An 18,181-nucleotide genomic window follows, 5' to 3' on the forward strand; every position below is an offset into this window, starting at 1 on the left:
GGTGATCGATCGACGCGCCGCCCTCAAATCCCTCGTCCTGCTCCCGCTCGCCGGCTGCGCCGCCACCCCTGCGGCTCAGACCACCACAACGCCACCGACGACGACCACGAGTGCGACGCCCGTGCGGCACGACGCGTTGTTCGAACTGGAGAAGAAGTTCGACGCACGGCTGGGCGTCTACGCGATGAGCGACAACGGCAGCACGATCGAGCATCGGGCGGACGAACGGTTCGCGTTCTGCTCGACGTTCAAGGGTCTTGCCACGGCGGCGATCCTGCACCACAACCCGATGTCGCATCTGGACACCGTCGTCACTTACACCGAAGCCGACCTGATGAAGAGCTCGACCATCACGAAGCAACACGTCCAAACGGGAATGAAGCTGCGCGACCTGTGCGACGCCGCGGTCCGCCACAGCGACGGCACGGCGGGCAACCTGCTGCTGCGCGACGTCGGCGGCCCCGCGGAACTCACGAAGTACCTGCGCGAACTCGGCGACACCGAGACCAGAATGGACCGGATCGAGCCCGACCTCACCTCGGCCACGCCCGGCGACCCGCGCGACACCGCCACCCCGCGCTCGCTCGGCACGGACTACCAGCGGATCGTGCTGGGCAACGCCCTCGAACCGGAGAAGCGCGACTTCCTGAAGGACCTGCTGGAACGGTCGGCCACCGGCGCCAAGCGCGTCCGGGCGGGCGTTCCGGAGGGCAGCAGGGTCGCGAACAAGACCGGCGCCGGCGAGTACGGCACCGTCAACGACATCGCCGTCGTGTGGCCGCCGAACCGGGAGCCGATCCTGATCGCGATCATGTCCAGCAAGTCCGCGGCGGACGCCGAGTACGACGAGGCTCTCGTCGCCGAAGCCGCCGCCTACGTCGTGAAGACCCTCACCTGACGGTGGTCACGTCCGCCCACACGGTCTTGGAGTCAGGGAACCGGTTGTGCCCCCACACCTGAGCCAAGCCGTTGACCAGCAACAAACCTCGCTGCCGACGCCCGATGAACCCCATCCGCCCGAGCTGCGGGAAGCGGCCGGGCGTTCCGTCGTCGACCTCGACCCGCACCACCTCTCGCTCCGGCAGGCGAAGAATGCGGGCACGCCGCCCTGGGGCGGCGTGGTGGTAAGCGTTGCTCACGAGTTCGGTGGCCACGACCATCACGTCGACCACGACGTTCTCGTGCATTCCCTTCAGGAGGCGACGCACCTCCGCCCGCACGTCCGCGAGCGGCAGAACACCTTCCGGTAGGACGAGGTCCAGTCGTTCGCCGGACCGTCCTGCGATAGCCATCAGCATCTCCCCGCGCCCTGTTCGTTCAAGGCAGGGGGTTCCATACCCCAGAGCGCGTACATCGAAACCCATCGAACTTCACTCATGACGTCCTCGGCAGATCGGCCCAGACCACGGTGCCGCCGAGAGCTCTGTCCACACCCCAGCGATCGGACAGCCGGGCCACCAGGACCAGGCCGTACCCCCGCTGCGGACGGGACACCTTGCGCAACGGCGGATGGGCGTTGGCGTTGTGCTCGATCTCGATGCGGATCCTCTGCTTCTCCACGACGACGCGCAGGAACGACGGCTCGGACGTGTACCGGTACGCGTTGCTGACCAGTTCGTTCACCACCAGCAGCACATCGGCGACCGCGTCGGTGTCCTCGCCCATCAGTTCCAGCCGCACCCAGCGCCGGACGGCCGCGAGTGACGGCCGTTGCCTGCCCAACGGCAGATTGGCCGCCTCGCCCGTCCTCGCTGCCTGGTCGCGCGCCAAACCGCTCCTCGGTCAGTTGATCAGTTGGAACGCGGGTTACCCAGGTACATCGACAGCCAAACCAACCGTTCATGTGGTTGAACTACTCTCACGGCGCCGCCGCAACTCCAGGGGGAACCGCGTGCCCAGATCCTTGCCGCCCTTGCTGGCCGCAGTGCTGGTCATCTACTCGCTGCACCAACTGCTGACCTCGGTCGTCGCTCCGCTGGCCCGCGAACTCTCGCTGACCACGACCCAGCTGAGCCTGGTGTTCACGGCCGCGTCCGTGGCCACGACGCTGGCGAGCCCGATCTGGGGTCTGCTGCTCGACGCCGCCGGAGTGCGTCCCGTGCTGGGCGCCGGGCTCGCCCTGTGCGTGGCCGGGCCCGCCGGTTTCGCCGCCGCGGTGGCGTTCGGCCTCGACGAGACGCTCACGCCCGACCTCGCGTTCACGATGGTGCTGGTGTTCCGCGGTCTGCTGTTCGGTGCGGGGCTCGCCTCCGTGCTCGTCGCCGCACTCGCCGTCGCGGGCCTCTCGACCCACGGCGTCGTCGAACGCACCCGAGCCATCAGCTTCGTCGGTGCCGCACAGGGATTGGGCATCGTGCTCGGCCCGGTCGCCGCCGGCGTGCTCGCGGTGACGTCCCTGTGGTTGCCGCTGTACGTGGCGCCCGTGGTCGCGCTGCTGGTCGCGGTTCTGGTGCTGGTGACCGTCAGGCCGGTCGAACGCTCACCGCAGCCGGTCGAGGTCCGGCCGCGGGAACTGGTGCCGGCCTTCGGTGCCGGGTTCCTGCTGTACCTGTCGCTCGCGATCCTGCAGACCGTCGTCGTGTACCTCGCCGCGGACCGGGTGCGGGGCACCTCGGCCGCGCTCGAAGGCCTGCTGTTCGCGTCCGGCATCGGGCTCCTGCTGGCGCAGGGCCTGCTCGTGCCGTTGCTGAAGTGGTCCCCCGCCAGGCTGGTGCGGATCGGATCACCGGTCGCGGTGGCCGGGTGCGCGCTGCTCGCGGTCTCGCCGTCGTCCGCGCTGATGTCGCTCGCGTTCCTGGTGGTGTCGCTGGGAATCGGGCTCGCGATCACCGGGTTCGGCGCGGTGGCCTCGCTCGGCGTCGGCTCCGGCCGGCAGGGTCTGATGGCCGGACTGGTCACCGCGACGGGCGGGCTGACGTTCATCATCGGGCCGATGCTGAGCGCGCTGCTGTACGAGGTGGCGCCGATCGCGCCGGTGATCGCCGCCGGGCTGGCCGCGCTGCTCGCGACCGGACTGTCGCTGGTGCCGGCCGCGCGGCACGTCCCGCATTCGGTGGGGTGAGACTGATCGACAGAGCCATTACGCTGCGCACGTGACGCGTTACTTCAGCGCCCTCGTGCTGGCACTGCTCGCCGCGACGGCCATGGTCGTCCCCGCACAGGCCCATGCCGAACTCAAGAGCAGCACCCCTGCGTCCGGCGCGGCCCTCGACGCCCCGCCGAAACAGGTCGAGCTGGTGTTCAGCGAGGCCGTCGGCCTGCCGGACGGCGACGCGGTCACCGTGACGGGACCGGACGGCGCCAAGGTGCCGGTCACCGAGGTGCACGCCGTCGACAAGACCATCACGGCGAAGATCGACACGTCCGCGGCCAAGGCCGGCGCGCACACGATCGCCTGGTCGGCCAAGTCCGACGACGGCGACACCGTGTCCGGCACGGTCGCCTTCACGATGACGGTCGCGGCGCAGCCCTCCTCGTCCGTCGTCCCGCCCTCGTCGGTGACGGCGAGCGCGACGGTGTCGAACGCTCCCCCGTCGACCTCGACCACGGCGGACTCCGGTGGCGTGCCGATCTGGGTGTGGCTCCTGATCGGGCTAGTGGTCGTCGTCGGCGCGATCCTGCTGGTCCGCCGCCGCAAGGAGCAGCCGCCTGCGGAGTAGGTCGCGTTCAGCCGGGTGTTCGGCCCGGTCCAGCGCGGCCTGCAGCGCCGCGGTCGGGTCTTGGCCGAGCCGTTGCAGCAGATCCGCGCGCACGGCGTGGAACAGGTGGTAGCGGTCGAGATCCAGCACCTCCACTTCCAGCAACGCCGCCGCGGGGCCGTGCGTTTCGGCGACCGCCACGGCGCGATGCAGTGCCACGACAGGGCTCGGCGTGATCGCCATCAGCTGGTCGTAGAGCGCGACGACCTGGTGCCAGTCGGTCGGCGGGTCACTGTGCACGGCGTTGATCGCGGCCTGGATCTGGTACGGGCCTGGCCGGTTCCAGCGCAGGCAGCGGCGCACGACGTCCTGGCCCTCCGCCACGAGATCCGCGTTCCACAACGCCCTGTCCTGGTCTTCGAGCAGGACGATCTCGCCGGCGCGCAGCCGTGCCTCCCGGCGTGACGCGACGAGCAGCATCAACGCGAGCAGCCCCCACACCTCGGGTTCGTCCGGCATCAACTGAGCGAGCACGCGGCCCAGCCGGATCGCCTCGTCCGCCAGTTCGGCCTTGTCGAGCCAGCCCTCGTTGAAGATGAGGTAGACGACGGCGAGCACGGCGGCGAGTCGCTCGGGTAGATCGGCGTCGCGCGGCACCCGGTACGGGATGCGGGCCGCGCGGATCTTGCCCTTCGCGCGCACGATCCGTTGCGCCATCGTGGGTTCGGGCACCAGGAACGCCCTGGCGATCTCCGCCGTCGTCAGCCCGCCGAGCAGTTTCAGCGTCAGCGCGACCTGGGCCTGCGGCGCCAGCGACGGGTGGCAGCAGGTGAAGATCAGCCGCAACCGGTCGTCCGCCACGTCCCCCGCCTCCTGGGTTTCCGGGTCGTGCTGAAGCCGTGCCGCCTCCGCGTACTTCTCCGAGCCCTTGGCCTCACGCCGCAACCGGTCGATGGCGCGGTTGCGGGCCGTCGTGATGATCCAGCCCGCGGGAGCCGGTGGAACGCCGTCCACCGGCCACCGCAGCACGGCCGTGGCGAAGGCGTCCTGCACCGCCTCCTCGGCGAGGTCGATGTCACCGAGGACGCGGGTCAGGACGGACACCGCACGGCCGTACTCGGCCCGGAAGACCTCCTCGATCATCAGAACGCGATCGGCCTGACCTCGATCGACAACGGGCTGAGCACGCCGGCGAGCCGCCGGCCCCAGTCGAGCGCCTCGTCGAGGTCGGCGGCCTGGATGACCGTGAAGCCGCCGATGTGCTCCTTGCCCTCGGTGAACGGCCCGTCCGTCATGAGCACGTCGTCGTCCTTCGCCCTGAGCACGGTCGCGGTCGACGGCGGGTGCAGGCCGACGGCGAACACCCACGCGCCCTTCGCCCGCATCTCCTCGTTCAGCGCGTTCAGGTTCGCCATGATCGGTTCGAGCACCTCGGGTGGAGGGGTCTCACCGTCGGGCTGATAGATGCTGAGCAGGTACTTCTGCGTCATGGTGGTCTCCTTTCACCCCTTGTACGAACGAGGGCGACCCGTTTCGACAACCACGACGACATGATTCCGTCGATTCGTGCGCAAGGCGCGGCGAACCCACCACCCGTCCGCCGCCGAGTGGTGGGTTCAGTTCGGTGAGGTCAGTTGTGCGCGGGCACGCCGTGCATCGAGACGAGCTGACGACGCATGCGTTCCCGCACCAGGTCGATCACCTCGGTGACCGTGCCCGCCTCCGCGTACGCCTGCACCTCTACCCACTGCAGGTCGAGCCGGGCGTGCGCGTGGATCACGGACTTGTCCGAGGTCAGGTTGACCCACGCGAAGTCGATCCTGGTCGGCGCGTACTGGTCCAGCGAGCCGATTCGCGCGGACGCGTAGTCCCTGGCCTGCTCGGGAATGGCCTCCGCGAGCGAGACCTGGATGTAGTCCATCGACACCTGCCTCCTCAAGGCCGCGCGGCACCGCCACGAGGCCAGTTCGACGATACGAATCCGATCGCAACGCCGAACCGGGCGTTGGTCCCGACAGCGCAGGGTCTTTCTGCTGAGAGAATGGTGCGGCCGCCGGACCTAGTGATGTCACTGGGATCAAGTCTTTGGTACCAAAGCAGAAACGCGCTGGTCCAGCTGCTCCTCGGTGGGCGATCCGGTGAGCAGTTCCACTGAGCCGTCGGTGCCCACGAACGCGAACGTCGGCTGCGCGGTGACGCCGAACCGCTTCCACACCGCGCCGTCCAGATCGGCCAGGTGCGGGAAGCTGGTCATCCGGTGGTCGCCCACGAACTTCTTCATCGCGTCGAGCTGGTCCTCGGCCGCGACGCCGACGAACTGGACCTTGTCGTGCCGCTTGGCCATCGCCTCGACCGTCTCCGCCTCGGCGTTGCAGGACGGGCACCACGGCGTCCAGAACCACAGCACGGCGGGCTGTCCGACGAGCTTGTCGCCGCGGAACTCCGCGCCGTCCAGCGTCTGGGCGGTGAACTGGAACTTCTCCGGCGGCGGTGTCTTCTCCGCGCAGCCGGTGAGCAGCAGGATCCCTAGCAGCAGTCCGAGGATGCGCATTCGGCTCCTCACCTCCTGCCTGGGCGTACGGCCCCGCGCCTCCTCCGGTTCAGCCACCAGGCACCGATGATCGCCAGCACGACCACGAACGGCCAAGGCCCGAGCGCTGCCACGATCTGCACGAGCGTGTTCTGGAACCGCCCCGCGCCCCGCACGACCGGGTCGATCGCGCTGCCGCCGGCCAGGAACAACCGCAGTTCGTAGACGCCGTAGTAGGTCACGTACGCACCGACCGCCACCAGCACCACACCGCCGATGCGACCGACGTGCGGCAGCAGCTTCCTGATGTGCGGTGCAAGCGCCGAACCCGCGACCGCCAGCACGGTGACGATGAGACCCATGCCGAGCGCGTAGGCGAAGAACGCCGTGATGCCCGTCTGCAGCGATGCGCCCACCAAAGCGAGGAACGGGCCGATCGCGCACGAGAGAGAGGCGATGGCGAACGCGATGCCGTAGCCGTACATGGACCAGAGGCTCTTGGGCGCCGCCTGGAGTTTCGGCAGCCGGACGTAGAGATCCTTGCCGAGCAGCAGAAGCACGCCGACGACGACCATCACGAGCCCGATCACGACCGTCACGAACGGCAGGTAGCGCTTGAGGGTCGCGGCCACCGGACTGACCAGAACACCGAAGGCGCCGAAGAACGTGACAAATCCGGCTGTCATCACCAAACCGGACATAAAGGCTCGCGCTGGGCTGTCCCGCGCCACCAACGCCAAATAGGCGGGCAGCATCGCGAATCCGCACGGGTTGACCGTGGCCACCATTCCCGCGACGACCGCTAACGCAAGCTCGTTCACCGGGCTGAGGCTAGAGTCATGGAGTGCCGATCGAACAGTGGCTCGAAGCCATCCCACCTCTGCTCGTGTACGTGATCGTCGGCCTGGTGATCGGCTTCGAATCGCTCGGCATCCCGCTGCCAGGCGAGATCGTGCTGGTCACGGCCTCGTTGATGGCGTCGCAGCACGACCACCTGAGCCCGTTGTGGATCGGCGTGTGGGCGAGCGCGGGCGCCATCATCGGCGACAACTTCGGCTACCTCATCGGGCGGCGCGGCGGGCCGCGGTTGTTCGCGTGGATGGGCCGGAAATTCCCCAAGCACTTCGGGGAAAAGCAGCTCGAACACGCTCGCAGGGTGTTCCAGAAACGTGGCGCGTGGGCTGTGTTCTTCGGCCGGTTCGTGGCACTGCTGCGCATTCTCGCCGGGCCGCTGGCCGGTTCGATGCACATGAACTACGGCAAGTTCCTGGTGGCGAACGCCTTGGGCGGCGTCGTGTGGGCGGGCGGCACGGCGGCGGCCGTCTACTACCTCGGCGTGGTGGCCGAGAAGTGGTTGAAGGGCTTCTCCTACGCGGGTCTGGCGATCGCCCTGGTGTTCGGCATCGCCGGTGTCTTCATCGTGAAGCGCAAGCTCGCGAAAGCGGCCGAGGAAGAAGAAGTCACGCCTGTGTAGTCCAGGCGGCGATCTGGGCGCGCGATCGCACGCCCAGCACGGACTTGAGGTCGCGCACGTCCGCCTCCACGGTCCGCAGCGACACGTGCAGCCCGTCGGCGATCTGCTTGTTCGTCAATCCTTCCGCGACCATCGCCGCGACGCGCAGCAGCCGTTCGTCGCGCCACGACGGCGCGGCCTGCTCCGGTTCGGCCCGCGGGCGTGGCGTGGTGATCCGCACTCCCGGCAGGGCGAACTGCCGCACCGACTCGAGCATGGTGAAGTCGGCTTCGAGCAGTGACCGCGCCTGAAGTCGTTGCGCCATACCGGGTTCGACGGTGCCGGGGCTCAGCGCGAACGTGTGCAGCGCGATCTTCTCGTCCGAGGTCAGCAACTCGTAGCTGCGGTCGATCGCCGCGTGCAACGAGCGGTGGTGCGCCGGGGCGTCGCGCGGTCCGGTGGTGAGGACGGCGAACCGGTCGTCCAGCCGTGCCACGATCTCCTCCAGCGTCAGCACGCGCACCAGCCGTGCCGCGAGTTCGAGCGCCAGCGGCAACCGGTCCAGCCGCTCGCACGCGGTTTCCAGCAGTGCGGCGTTCTCGTCGAACTCGCTGTCGAACGCCGTCGCCCGATCACTGAACAGCCGCTTCGCGTCGTGCTGACCGAGGGGCCCCAGCCGGTACTCCTGCTCGCCCGGCACGGTCAGAGGTTCGCGGCTCGTGGCGAGGACGCGGATCGCGGGGTGCCTGGCGATGAGGTTCGCGCAGTCGGCCAGCACGGCCTCGCAGCCGTCCAGCACGAGGAGACCGGGTTCGGGGCCGTTCGCGAGCAGGTCCGGGACTCTGGTGACGTCCGCGAGCTCGATCACCAGGACGTGCCGCCGGTGCGCGACCGCCTCGTGCACCAGGCGGGACTTGCCGACGCCGGGCGGACCGGTGACGGTGACGATCCTGTTGCGTGCCAAGAGTTTGGTGAGCTCGGTCAGTTCCGCGGCGCGGCCGACGAAGGTGTCCAGGCGCGGCGAGGCCGGGACGACGTCGCGGGCGGCGCGGCGGCGGTACGCGCGCTGACGGCAGGCGCTGGAGCAGTACTTGGCGGAGGTGGTGAGCGCGGCTCCGCAGACCTCACACGTCACGGGTCACCGTGCCCGCGCCGTCCGCGCCGCCAGTTGGGTGCGCGAGCTCAAACCCAGTCGCGACAACATCTGCGTCACGTGCGACCGCACGGTCCCGGTCGAGATCCCCAGCCGCACCGCGATCTCCGGGTTGGTCAGCCCCTCCACCACGAGGTCGGCGATCTGCTGCTGCCGCGCGGTCAGCGGTTCGTCCCGCTGACCTGAGTTGACGTACGCCGTCAGCCCCGCCTGGTCGAGCCGCTCCCCCAGCCGCCACGCCTGCGACGCCCGCCGGGGCCCCGCCGACGACAGGGCGAGTTCGCGGGCGTCCGACACCATGTGGTTCCAGGGCTCCTCCTGCCGGGAACCACCGGACCTGCGGGTGGCGGCAGCGGCGGCCATCAGCACCACGGCACGGTCGGCGTCTCCCCTGCGGGCCGCCACCACGCCCAGTCCTTCCAGGACACCGGCCTGCGCCAGTGATTCGGGAGCGCCCACCCGCAGGGCGATCGCGAAGTGGTGCTCGGCCTGGTCGACGTCGTCGACCGCCAGAGCGATCACCCCGGCGGTGTGCCGGGAGGCCATCAGGCGGAAGCCGTCCAGGACTCCCAGCGAGAGCGACTCCAGAGCGGCCGCGAGCGCACCGGGCAGATCGCCCAGTCGCATCAGGAGCCAGGCGTGGTTGTTGAGGAACGTCATCAGCAGGCTCGGATCACCGAGGCTCCGCGCCACCGCCACCGACCGTTCGTTGGCCGCGCGCGCACCCGCGAGATCGGAGTTGGCCCCGCGCGCGTACCCCAGCGTGTTCCAGCCCCGCGCCTCCCACACCGGCCGGCTCATGGCGGGGTGCGCCACCAGGGCCTCCGCGAACCGCAGCGCGGCCACCTCGTCGCCGGTGAAGCCCGCCAGCCACGCCGCGCGGAAGAGCAACATCTCCGAGTGCGACGTCAACGGGCCGTGCGCCAGGGCGGCGCGGGCCATCCGCATCGCCTCGCTGTACGAGCCGCGCAGGTACCAGACGTGCACGACACCCGCGACGAGCCACGTGTGGCGCGGGTCCGTGCGCGGAACGCGTTCCACCGCGTGCAGCAACTGGTGTTCCTGGCTCGCCAGCCACGTGGTCGTGTTGTTCTCGATCATCGGTGCCGCCGCGATCTCGCCGATCGCCCGGACCAGGTGCTCGACCAGCCGCTCGAACGTCACCGCGGCCTCGCCGTTCTCCTCCAGCCGCGCCAGGCCGAACAGGCGGATCGACTCGAGCATCCGGAACCGCGCGCCCGAGGACGACGGCGTGCGCACCACCAACGACTTGGCGCGCAACGAGGCCATCAGCTGCACGACGTGCTCCGGGTCGCCGCACACCGCGGCGGCCAGGTCGAGGTCGAAGTCGCCGATCAGCGAGGAGAGCCCGCGCAACGCCGACTGCTCGGCCGGTGCCAGCAGGTCGTAGCTCCACCTGATCACGGCATCGAGCGTGCGGTGACGCGCGGGCACGTCGGTGCGGGCGGCGGCCAGTTCGATCGCCAGCGGCAGGTGGTCGTGCACCGCGCCGGCGAGTTCCGGGGCGCCGCCGCACTCCACGAACATCTGCCGGGCGTCCGCGGGAGACAGTGGACCGACCTCGACGCACATCTCGCCGGCCAGGTCGAGGGGTTCGCGGCTCGTCACCAGCACGCGCAGGCGCGGGCACCGGGCCAGCAGCTCGGCCACCGCCGAGGCGGCCTCGCGGATCAGGTGCTCGCAGTTGTCCAGCACCAGCAACCGATGCCCGGCCAGCGCGCGGACGACAGTCGCGTGCAGTGGCGAACCCGGCTCCTCCCACACGTTCAGTGAGAACGCGATCACGTGCCACAGCAGGTCGGGCCGGTACACGGACTCCAGTTCGACGACGGGGCCGGACGGGCACAGTTCGGCCGCCAGCCGCGACTTTCCCGCCCCACCGGGCCCGGCGAGCGTCACCAGCCGATGCCGTCGCAGCAGCCGCCGCACGGTGGTCAGCTCGCGTTCCCGTCCCACCAGACGAGTTCGCGAGTTCACCGACCACCACATGCGCGCGATTCTAAGTGCGAATGCAATCCGAAGAAATGACGGCCGACAATTGCAGTTCAGCTCACAAAGCTGCCGTGAACTGCGAGAACACCCGTCAGCACCTGCACGGACCCCGCCGCGTGCTGAGACGGCGACTTCACGTTCTGTCGAGCCGGTACCGAGATTCCTGCCCTCGTCCCGGTCCACGCCGCGCGAGCCGGGAGCCCGCACAAGCCCACGACCACACGCGCGAAGCAGCCCCGGTGTCTCGTCCAGCTGAAGTTTGCGGTGGTGCAGATCTGTGAGCTGCGGTCCGCAAGTTGACATCCTCTCCGTCCTAAAGGGCGGAGATTCTCTCCACGCTGCGCGTGGATCGCGCGGCGTCTGAGTGGGTTACCGCTTCGCGGCGCGGTGCCGGCACGGATGCTGGTCTTACCTGCGCTCCACGGTCGTTTGAGTTGTCCGCCTGCCCGGCGGCCAACACGTTCCTGGCGGCGTTGATGTCCCGGTCGTGGACGGCACCGCACGGGCATGTCCACGACCGCACGGACAGCGGTTTCGGCCCGTCGATCCGCCCGCACTCCGAGCAGGTCCGCGAGGTCGGCAGCCACCGGTCGATCCGGGCGAACCCACGCCCGTACCGGGCCGCCTTGTACTCCAGCATGCCGGAGAAAGCCGCCCATCCGGCGTCGTGCACGGACTTGGCGAGCCTGGTACGGCACAGACCGGTCACGCACAGGTCCTCGACGTACACCGCTTGGTTGTCGCGGATGATCGCCGTGGACAGCTTGTGCTGCCAGTCCCGCCGCGTGTCGGCCACCTTCGCGTGCGCGCGGGCGACCTTCACGACGGCCTTCTTGCGATTGTTCGAACCCTTGACCTTGCGGCTCAGCGACTTCTGCAACCGCGCCAGCCTGCGCGCCGCCTGGCGCAGGAACCTCGGCGCGGCCACCTTCGTGCCGTCCGAGAGCACCGCGAAATGCGTCAGGCCCAGGTCGATACCGACCTCGGACTCGACGGCCGGCAGTGCCTCGTCCTGCTTCGTCGTAACGACGAACGAGGCGAAGTACCGCCCGGCCGCGTCCTTCACGATCGTCACCGACGACGGTTCGGCGGGCAGCTCACGCGACCAGCGCACGTCCAGGTCACCGATCTTCGGCAACCGCAACCGACCGTTGCCCAGCACCGCGAACCGCGCGTTGCGAGTGAACCGGATGGCCTGTCGATTGTCCTTGCGGGACCGGAACCGGGGCGCCGCTATCTTGCGGCCCTTGCGTGTGCCCGTGACCGAGGCGAAGAAGTTGCGGTGGGCGGCGTTCAGATCCGCCAGCGCCTGCTGCAACACCACCGCCGACACCTCGCCCAGCCACGCCCGCTCCGGCGCCGCCTTGGCTACGGTGATGACCTGCTTGGACAGCTCGCCGTCCGACAGATACGGCTCGCCGTTCTCGTGGGCTGTCCGGCGTGCGTGCAGCCCGTCGTTGAACACCACCCGCGCACACCCGAACGCCCGCGCCAACGCGTCCCGCTGACCTGGCGTCGGGTAGACACGGAAGTTGTACCGCAACTGCACAGCGTCATTATATTCTTTTGGTTCCATGCAGAATCTGGCCGGTGTTGGTCCTGGCCGGCACGGTGTTCTCGCGTCTCACGCGCATGTGGTCTTCGTGACGAAGTACCGGCGCAAGGTGTTCAGCAACCGGCACCTGACCCGGCTGGAAGAGATCATGCGGGCGGTCTGCGCCGACTTCGAGACCGAACTGGTCGAGTTCAACGGCGAAAACAATCACGTGCACCTGCTGGTGAGCTTTCCGCCCAAGGTCGAGATCTCGAAGCTGGTCAACAGCCTCAAGGGCGTCTCCTCCCGCAGGATGCGACAGGAATTCCCCGAACTGACCCGCCACTACTGGCGGGCACAACGACTCTCGTCCGGGTCGTATTTCGCCGGTTCGGTCGCAGGCGCGCCGATCAGCGTCCTGCGGCAGTACATCGAGCAGCAGAACCGGCCGGTCTAGGACACGCTCGGCCGTGACCGGCCGCCCGCGCGGGCCTTCACCACCGGGCTGAAACCCGGCGCACTAGCCCGCATTACCGGTAGCGCGGACGGATGCGGACGGCTGTTGTCCAGGGCTGGTTTGCGGATGCCTGGCCCTGGGTCGTCGATGTCGGCCAAGGGCCAGGGCGGGAACGAACCGTCTGTCGTGGTCGGCGAGATGATCTCCTGACACCCTGATTGATCACTGGGCAGTATGGGAAACATGCCTGCCATTCCCGAGAGCTCCGCCGTCATCGCCGATGTGGCCGTGGAGAACGACTACGACGGCTTCGCCGAGGCGTACACGGCCGAGAACGAGACCAGCCTCCTCAACGCCTACTACGTCCGGCCCGCGATCGTGGACCTGGCCGGCGACGTGGCCGGTCGACGAATTCTCGACGCCGGCTGCGGTGCTGGTCCTGTGTCCGTGGCGCTACGTGATCGGGGAGCCGTCGTGAGCGGCTTCGACCGCAGCGCCAAGATGGTGGAGCTGGCCCGGCAGCGGCTCGGCGACGACGTGGACCTGCGGGTCGCCGACATAGCGGGCCCGCTGCCGTACCCCGACGGCGCGTTCGACGACGCCGTCGCCGCTTTGGTGCTGCACTACCTGGAGGACTGGACCGCACCTCTGGCTGAGCTGCGGCGGGTGCTGAAGCCCGGTGGCCGGCTGATCGTGGTCGTCAACCACCCCATCCTCCTCAAGATGGTGCATCGCGAGACTGACTACTTCGCGACCACCAAGTGGTCCGACGAGTACGACTTCAACGGCCAGAAGGCCGTGCTCACCTACTGGCACCGGCCGCTGCACGCGATGACCGATGCCTTCACCGCGGCAGGCTTCCGCACCGCCGTCATCAGCGAGCCGCCTCCGGCGCCGGAAGCCCACGAACTCTTTCCCGACGAGATGGCGAGGTTCCCCTCCGGGGCCTTCCTGAGCTTCATCTTCTTCGTCCTGGAGGCCGCCTGACTACGGCGTGGCACATAGATGGCCTCAAGGTCGCGGCATGCTTGCCCTGACCTTGAGGCTGCGTACAGGCGCTACAGGCCGTTGGCAAGGAACCAACGCGGTTGTTGAGAATGCGCCAACTTCAGGCAGAGCGTGTGGCGGCCCGCGAACTGACTCGGAGGCCGTAGCAAGCACCGCAAACTTGCCCTGGACACCGCAATGTTCGGCTGGACAGGACACGGACCGACTGATCTGTCAGACACACCTTGTGGCACCGCGATTACGCGCGGTATGGTCTAGACCTTCAATCGCCGCCGCGATGTAACGGGAGTACGCACACATCAAGGCAAAGGAAGACACATGAAGATTGGACGCAAGGTTACGGCCGCCATGGCCGGCGTTCTCGCTGCACCGTTGATCGTCGTGGCACTCCCCTCCGGCACGGCGTTCGCACATGGCTACATCAACTCGCCGCCCAGCCGTCAGGCGCAGTGCGCCGCCCGCACGATCAGCTGTGGCGCCATCACGTACGAACCGCAGTCGGTCGAGGGCCCCAAGGGCCTGCAGAGCTGCCACGCCAACCTGTCGCAGTTCTCCGAACTGAGCAACGACAACAAGGGCTGGAAGGTCACCAACACCGGCCGTTCGGTGACGTTCAACTGGACGTTCACCGCCCGCCACCGCACGCGTGACTACGACTACTTCGTCGACGGCCGCAAGGTCGCGAACTTCAGCGGCAACAACCAGCAGCCGCCGGCCACCGTGTCGCACACCGTCAACGTCGGCTCGGCTGGCCGCCACAAGGTCCTGGCCGTGTGGAACATCGGCGACACCGCGATGGCGTTCTACTCCTGCATCGACATCAACGCGAGCTGATCACTGACCGCGTGAGGTCCCCTTCCTCTCACGCAGCAGTGCGTCGACGTCGAACGGCATCAGGTTCAACGGCGGACCGGACAACGGTTTCCGCAGCGCGTCGAGGATCTCCGCGTTCATCTGCTCGATGATCGAGCGCGCTTCCTCGTCGGTCGTGGCCGCCAGAGCGCGGGCCCTGGCGGTCTCGGCCTGCTTGCGCAGCACGAGGGAAGGGGGCAACCCTGCAGTGCCCTCTTCCTCCCGGACCTTCCTCTTGATCCACCAGTCCTCGTCGAGCGCCTCTCCCGCGCCGGGCAACGGTTTGCCGGCACTCGGCAGGTCGTCGAACTCACCGCGTTCCTGGGCTTCGCGGATCTGCCTGTCGATCCACGACTCGAAGCCCATGCCTGGCGGCTTCCGTTGTGTCATGGGGAGAACCTCCTGACCGCGGCCCCGATCGCCTCTCGGAAGGCGGGGCTGCCCTTGTGGCCACTGTCGTCCACGAGGGTCAGTTCGGCGTCCGGCCACGCCCGCGCCAGCGCGTAGGCCGTGTCCGCCGGGCAACTCATGTCACGCCGTCCGTGGATCAACGCGGCCGGGATGCCGGCGAGCTTGCCCGCGTTGCCCAGCAGGTCGTCGACGAACCCGTGGTTCGCGTAATAGTGCGCGCAGATCCGCACGAACGCGATCATGTCGTCGGATGCCTTGTCCATGAACAGGTTCGGAGTGCCGTAGCTTTCGAACGAGAGCACGGTGTCCTCCCACTCCGACCACGCGATCGCCGCCTTCTCTCGCACCTCGCGGTCGGGGCTCTCCATCAGGCCGGCATACGCCCGCACGACGTCCTCCGGATCGCCGGCGTACGCGCTGTACCGGGCCCACGCCTCGGGGAAGAACCGCGAAACGCCCTTGTACAGCCAATCCAGCTCACGTTCGGACGACATCGTCACCGCGATCAGGATCATCTCGGAGACGCGCTCAGGATGCCGTTGCGCGTAGGCGACGGCGAGAGTCGTGCCCCAGGAACCGCCGTACACCAGCCACTTCTCGATGCCGAGGTGCTCGCGGAGCCTCTCCATGTCCGCGATCAGATGGTCGGTCGTGTTGACGCCCATGTCCGCGGCCGGGCTACCGGCGTGCGGCGTGCTCTGGCCGCAGCCGCGCTGGTGGAAGATCACGATGCGGAACTTCTCGGGATCCATGGACTTCCTGGCGCCCTTCGACGGAGCGCCGGGGCCGCCGTGGAGGAACACGGCAGGCTTGCCGACGGGATTGCCGACGGTCTCCCAGTAGACCTGATTGCCGTCACCGACGTCGAGCATGCCGTGTTCGTAAGGCTCCATGATCCCGAGCGTACCGAGCTACACCGACAGTGCTTTCCAGGTCGAGCCGGCGTCGTCCGACCGGTAGACCTCCGCGAACTCCTGGCCGGGCCCACCGCGCACCAGTGTGGCGTGCCGCGAGTCCGAGAACGCCAGGTCCTCGAACGGCGGCCCTCCGAGCGTGAGCGGCGTATCCCACTTCGCGCCAGGACCGCGGTGCACGAACGACCAGTCGCGCCCGGTCGCGGCCACCAGCGCCGCCTCCGGCGACACCGCGAAACCCGTCGTGATGCCCTCCCGCGGTGGCACGCTGACCGTCTTGAACGGCCCACCGGCCGCGGCCTGGCGCAGTTCCTTCGTCATGTTCCCGAAGCCGGGATCGAAGCTGCACAACGCATAGCGGTCGGTGCCGACCGTGCCGAGCCGCGTGGCCGAGAACTCGGTGCAGGGCGCCGGTTCCTCCAGCCAGCCTGCGGGAGACCGGGTCCAGTACCGGTTCTCCACGCCGATCGTCGACAGCGAGACCTGACCGGCGGCGATCTCCCCGCGCGACTGGCCCTTGACCTCGACGCCCGGCACCGGCTTCCACGAGTCGAGCCACAGCTCGCGGTGGAACAGCCGCGACGACGTGCCGTCGTAGATCACCGCGAGGAACCCGGAGCTGTCGAAGCCCAGCGCGCCAACGGTTCCCTTGATGCCGGACGGTTCCCAGCGCGTGCCGCCGTTGCTGGTGACGAAGAGCTGCTCACCGTCGGTGACCATGCCCGTCGCGTCGTTCGCGAAGAGCACCCGCAGGCGGCCGGTCTCCGGCACGGACAGCGCCGGGGTCTTCACCCGCGTCCACGACGCCCCGCCGTCGACCGTGCGGACGAGCTGCGGGCAGTTCGCGGTCTGGCACAGGGTGTCGAGGCCCAGCACCCAGCCGCGGTCAGCGGCGGGCCAGGACGTCGACGCGGGCACGACACCGGTGCCGGCCTGCGCGACGGAAGCGGTCAATCCGTTCAGCAGCAACGAAACAGCAAGAACAGCAATGCGTTTCCCCCACATCGCCTTCTCCCCTCAAGAGGCTGATTCCCACTCAACACCGCTTGCCCGTGAAGCGGCAACCACCCACAACGTCACCAAAACCCCGGCCCCGCCCGCCAGCACGAGAATCAGCTGGGGACCAAGGGTGTCGATGAGCAGACCACCGACGATGTACGAAATCGCCGCGGCCACACCGATCCCGCCGTAGAAGTTGCCGAACACCCTGCCCGTTCGATCACCGGGCACCAGCCGCTGGATCAAGGTGCTGTGCGCGACGTCCATCGCCGCGATGCCCAGTCCCCGCACGGCTTGCAGCGCGAACGCCGACGCGACACCCCACGCCAGACCGGTGAACAGGTTGCCGGCGCTGCTGATCAGGAACCCGGTGACGAGCAGTGCCACCATGCTCCACCGCGCCGATCCCCTGGCCAGCAACGCATAGCCGAGCAGCAGACCAATGCCGACCGCACCGAGGACGACACCGGCCACGCTCTCCGACTCGCCGAACACCCCCATCGTCAGCTGCAGCACCGCGACGTCGTCGATGGCGGTGCACGCGACGACACCGCAGAAGCCCAGGAAGACGATCCGCAACGCCCGGTTGCGCCAGATCTCGCTCACGCCGGCTTTCACATCGGTGAACACCGTCTCCCCCGGCTCGGACGGCACGACGAGTTTCGGCAGGCGCAGCAACAACAACGCCGACAGGCCGAAGGAGACCGCGTCCACGAGCAGCACGCCGCGGGTGTCCATGAACTGCAGCAGCACGGCCGCGAGGAACGGCCCGATGACGTCGGCGCTGTTGGATCCCAGGCCCAGCGCGGTGTTCGCCTGCGCGAGGTCCTTCTCCGCGACCAGGCTCGGCACCGCCGCCCGCGACGCCGGGATGAAGATCTGCCCGATCACCGCACGCACGCCGACCAGGGCGAGCAGGACCGGCAACGGCGGCAGCGTGAACGCGACGACCGCCAGCAGCACACCCTGCGCGACCTCGCAGACGATCATGACAGTGCGCCGGTCGAACCTGTCGCTGATGACCCCGGTCAACGGACTGAGCAACGACGGCGCGAAGTCGCCCACGAGCAGCAGCGCCGCCACCGCGATCGCTTTGCCCAGCACGGACTGCACGTGCACCATCAGCGTGACGAGACTGAGCGCGTCCCCCACAACAGAAACGACCCGTGCGGTGCTGAGCACGCGCAACGGGCCGTTTTCCTTTAGAAGCGTCAGCACA

At 68.6% G+C, this 18,181-nt stretch carries 21 protein-coding genes; 7 read left to right on the forward strand and 14 right to left on the reverse strand.

The window, feature by feature from the left end:
* The first annotated feature begins 1 nt into the window (after window position 1).
* The gene (gene bla, locus ACIRG5_RS04980) at window positions 2-898 is read left to right on the forward strand and encodes a class A beta-lactamase (protein WP_402900263.1); all 897 of its coding nucleotides are present in this window, start codon (window positions 2-4) and stop codon (window positions 896-898) included.
* Here bla and ACIRG5_RS04985 read toward each other — a convergent pair.
* Window positions 891-1,292, reverse strand: coding sequence for an ATP-binding protein (locus tag ACIRG5_RS04985; RefSeq protein ID WP_402900266.1), 402 nt, complete (start codon window positions 1,290-1,292; stop codon window positions 891-893). The two genes, bla and ACIRG5_RS04985, sit on opposite strands and share 8 nt — an antisense overlap.
* Window positions 1,293-1,374: 82 nt before the next feature.
* Window positions 1,375-1,770: an ATP-binding protein gene (locus ACIRG5_RS04990; protein ID WP_319981091.1), complete on the reverse strand. Its 396-nt coding sequence runs from the start codon at window positions 1,768-1,770 to the stop codon at window positions 1,375-1,377.
* 121 nt (window positions 1,771-1,891) lie between these two features.
* On the opposite strand from ACIRG5_RS04990, the gene ACIRG5_RS04995 reads away from it, so the two are divergent.
* Together ACIRG5_RS04995 and ACIRG5_RS05000 are read left to right on the forward strand one after the other, a co-directional pair.
* Entirely contained in the window at window positions 1,892-3,061 is a 1,170-nt protein-coding gene (locus tag ACIRG5_RS04995; RefSeq protein WP_402900269.1) for an MFS transporter, read from the forward strand.
* A 31-nt stretch (window positions 3,062-3,092) separates the two neighbouring features.
* Entirely contained in the window at window positions 3,093-3,659 is a 567-nt protein-coding gene (locus tag ACIRG5_RS05000; RefSeq protein WP_402900272.1) for a copper resistance protein CopC, read from the forward strand.
* Here ACIRG5_RS05000 and ACIRG5_RS05005 read toward each other — a convergent pair.
* The 5 genes from ACIRG5_RS05005 to ACIRG5_RS05025 form a co-directional block, all read right to left on the reverse strand.
* Window positions 3,594-4,781, reverse strand: a complete 1,188-nt coding sequence (locus tag ACIRG5_RS05005; RefSeq protein WP_402900275.1) for an RNA polymerase sigma factor — start codon at window positions 4,779-4,781, stop codon at window positions 3,594-3,596. The two genes, ACIRG5_RS05000 and ACIRG5_RS05005, sit on opposite strands and share 66 nt — an antisense overlap.
* Entirely contained in the window at window positions 4,781-5,128 is a 348-nt protein-coding gene (locus tag ACIRG5_RS05010) for a YciI family protein (RefSeq protein WP_402900278.1), read from the reverse strand. Before ACIRG5_RS05010 ends, ACIRG5_RS05005 begins: the two co-directional genes overlap by 1 nt.
* Before the next feature lie 140 nt (window positions 5,129-5,268).
* The gene (locus tag ACIRG5_RS05015) at window positions 5,269-5,559 is read right to left on the reverse strand and encodes an HPF/RaiA family ribosome-associated protein (RefSeq protein ID WP_402900281.1); all 291 of its coding nucleotides are present in this window, start codon (window positions 5,557-5,559) and stop codon (window positions 5,269-5,271) included.
* 156 nt (window positions 5,560-5,715) lie between these two features.
* Window positions 5,716-6,189 carry a redoxin domain-containing protein gene (locus ACIRG5_RS05020; protein WP_402900283.1) on the reverse strand — a complete coding sequence of 158 codons (474 nt, stop codon included), beginning with the start codon at window positions 6,187-6,189 and terminating at the stop codon, window positions 5,716-5,718.
* An 8-nt stretch (window positions 6,190-6,197) separates the two neighbouring features.
* The gene (locus tag ACIRG5_RS05025; protein WP_402900286.1) at window positions 6,198-6,989 is read right to left on the reverse strand and encodes a cytochrome c biogenesis CcdA family protein; all 792 of its coding nucleotides are present in this window, start codon (window positions 6,987-6,989) and stop codon (window positions 6,198-6,200) included.
* Window positions 6,990-7,012: 23 nt separating this feature from the next.
* Here ACIRG5_RS05025 and ACIRG5_RS05030 point away from each other — a divergent pair, with 23 nt between their 5' ends.
* Window positions 7,013-7,642 carry a DedA family protein gene (locus ACIRG5_RS05030; RefSeq protein WP_402900289.1) on the forward strand — a complete coding sequence of 210 codons (630 nt, stop codon included), beginning with the start codon at window positions 7,013-7,015 and terminating at the stop codon, window positions 7,640-7,642.
* Here the strand turns inward: ACIRG5_RS05030 and ACIRG5_RS05035 are convergent.
* The 3 genes from ACIRG5_RS05035 to ACIRG5_RS05045 all read right to left on the reverse strand — a co-directional run bounded on the left by ACIRG5_RS05035 (window position 7,629) and on the right by ACIRG5_RS05045 (window position 12,336).
* A complete protein-coding gene (locus tag ACIRG5_RS05035) occupies window positions 7,629-8,756 on the reverse strand; it encodes a LuxR C-terminal-related transcriptional regulator (RefSeq protein WP_402900292.1) in 1,128 nt (375 codons plus the stop codon). The two genes, ACIRG5_RS05030 and ACIRG5_RS05035, sit on opposite strands and share 14 nt — an antisense overlap.
* Window positions 8,757-8,759: 3 nt before the next feature.
* Window positions 8,760-10,784, reverse strand: a complete 2,025-nt coding sequence (locus ACIRG5_RS05040; protein WP_402900295.1) for an ATP-binding protein — start codon at window positions 10,782-10,784, stop codon at window positions 8,760-8,762.
* 316 nt (window positions 10,785-11,100) lie between these two features.
* Window positions 11,101-12,336, reverse strand: coding sequence for an RNA-guided endonuclease InsQ/TnpB family protein (locus ACIRG5_RS05045; protein ID WP_402900298.1), 1,236 nt, complete (start codon window positions 12,334-12,336; stop codon window positions 11,101-11,103).
* Between the two features lie 25 nt (window positions 12,337-12,361).
* On the opposite strand from ACIRG5_RS05045, the gene tnpA reads away from it, so the two are divergent.
* The 3 genes from tnpA to ACIRG5_RS05060 all read left to right on the forward strand — a co-directional run bounded on the left by tnpA (window position 12,362) and on the right by ACIRG5_RS05060 (window position 14,620).
* Window positions 12,362-12,778: an IS200/IS605 family transposase gene (tnpA, locus tag ACIRG5_RS05050; protein ID WP_402900300.1), complete on the forward strand. Its 417-nt coding sequence runs from the start codon at window positions 12,362-12,364 to the stop codon at window positions 12,776-12,778.
* Between the two features lie 243 nt (window positions 12,779-13,021).
* Window positions 13,022-13,765 (forward strand): class I SAM-dependent methyltransferase, encoded by a 744-nt coding sequence (locus tag ACIRG5_RS05055; RefSeq protein WP_402900303.1) that lies wholly within the window; start codon window positions 13,022-13,024, stop codon window positions 13,763-13,765.
* A gap of 339 nt (window positions 13,766-14,104) precedes the next feature.
* Entirely contained in the window at window positions 14,105-14,620 is a 516-nt protein-coding gene (locus tag ACIRG5_RS05060) for a lytic polysaccharide monooxygenase auxiliary activity family 9 protein (RefSeq protein ID WP_402900306.1), read from the forward strand.
* On the opposite strand, the gene ACIRG5_RS05065 is transcribed toward ACIRG5_RS05060, so the two are convergent.
* The 4 genes from ACIRG5_RS05065 to ACIRG5_RS05080 are packed head-to-tail and all read right to left on the reverse strand — an operon-like array spanning window position 14,621 to window position 18,180.
* On the reverse strand, window positions 14,621-15,028 hold the full coding sequence (locus tag ACIRG5_RS05065; RefSeq protein ID WP_402900309.1) for a DUF1992 domain-containing protein: 408 nt from the start codon (window positions 15,026-15,028) through the stop codon (window positions 14,621-14,623). It lies immediately after the preceding gene.
* A complete protein-coding gene (gene pip / locus ACIRG5_RS05070) occupies window positions 15,025-15,942 on the reverse strand; it encodes a prolyl aminopeptidase (protein ID WP_402900312.1) in 918 nt (305 codons plus the stop codon). Before pip ends, ACIRG5_RS05065 begins: the two co-directional genes overlap by 4 nt.
* Before the next feature lie 18 nt (window positions 15,943-15,960).
* On the reverse strand, window positions 15,961-16,968 hold the full coding sequence (locus tag ACIRG5_RS05075) for a hypothetical protein (protein ID WP_402900315.1): 1,008 nt from the start codon (window positions 16,966-16,968) through the stop codon (window positions 15,961-15,963).
* 12 nt (window positions 16,969-16,980) lie between these two features.
* A complete protein-coding gene (locus ACIRG5_RS05080; protein WP_402900318.1) occupies window positions 16,981-18,180 on the reverse strand; it encodes an MFS transporter in 1,200 nt (399 codons plus the stop codon).
* Between the last annotated feature and the right edge of the window lies 1 nt (window position 18,181).

Origin of the sequence: Lentzea sp. NPDC102401 (assembly GCF_044765805.1) — a bacterium.
GTDB classification, from domain to species: Bacteria; Actinomycetota; Actinomycetes; order Mycobacteriales; family Pseudonocardiaceae; genus Lentzea; species Lentzea sokolovensis.

Bases quoted from the DNA above. Each gene is read 5' to 3' on its own strand.
- ACIRG5_RS04985 (WP_402900266.1), bottom strand. From the start codon at position 1,292: ATGGCTATCGCAGGACGGTCCGGCGAACGACTGGACCTCGTCCTACCG.
- ACIRG5_RS05005 (WP_402900275.1), bottom strand. From the start codon at position 4,781: ATGATCGAGGAGGTCTTCCGGGCCGAGTACGGCCGTGCGGTGTCCGTC.
- ACIRG5_RS05010 (WP_402900278.1), bottom strand. From the start codon at position 5,128: ATGACGCAGAAGTACCTGCTCAGCATCTATCAGCCCGACGGTGAGACC.
- ACIRG5_RS05015 (WP_402900281.1), bottom strand. From the start codon at position 5,559: ATGGACTACATCCAGGTCTCGCTCGCGGAGGCCATTCCCGAGCAGGCC.
- ACIRG5_RS05020 (WP_402900283.1), bottom strand. From the start codon at position 6,189: ATGCGCATCCTCGGACTGCTGCTAGGGATCCTGCTGCTCACCGGCTGC.
- ACIRG5_RS05040 (WP_402900295.1), bottom strand. From the start codon at position 10,784: ATGTGGTGGTCGGTGAACTCGCGAACTCGTCTGGTGGGACGGGAACGC.
- tnpA (WP_402900300.1), top strand. From the start codon at position 12,362: ATGCAGAATCTGGCCGGTGTTGGTCCTGGCCGGCACGGTGTTCTCGCG.
- ACIRG5_RS05055 (WP_402900303.1), top strand. From the start codon at position 13,022: ATGCCTGCCATTCCCGAGAGCTCCGCCGTCATCGCCGATGTGGCCGTG.
- ACIRG5_RS05060 (WP_402900306.1), top strand. From the start codon at position 14,105: ATGAAGATTGGACGCAAGGTTACGGCCGCCATGGCCGGCGTTCTCGCT.
- ACIRG5_RS05065 (WP_402900309.1), bottom strand. From the start codon at position 15,028: ATGACACAACGGAAGCCGCCAGGCATGGGCTTCGAGTCGTGGATCGAC.
- pip (WP_402900312.1), bottom strand. From the start codon at position 15,942: ATGGAGCCTTACGAACACGGCATGCTCGACGTCGGTGACGGCAATCAG.
- ACIRG5_RS05075 (WP_402900315.1), bottom strand. From the start codon at position 16,968: ATGTGGGGGAAACGCATTGCTGTTCTTGCTGTTTCGTTGCTGCTGAAC.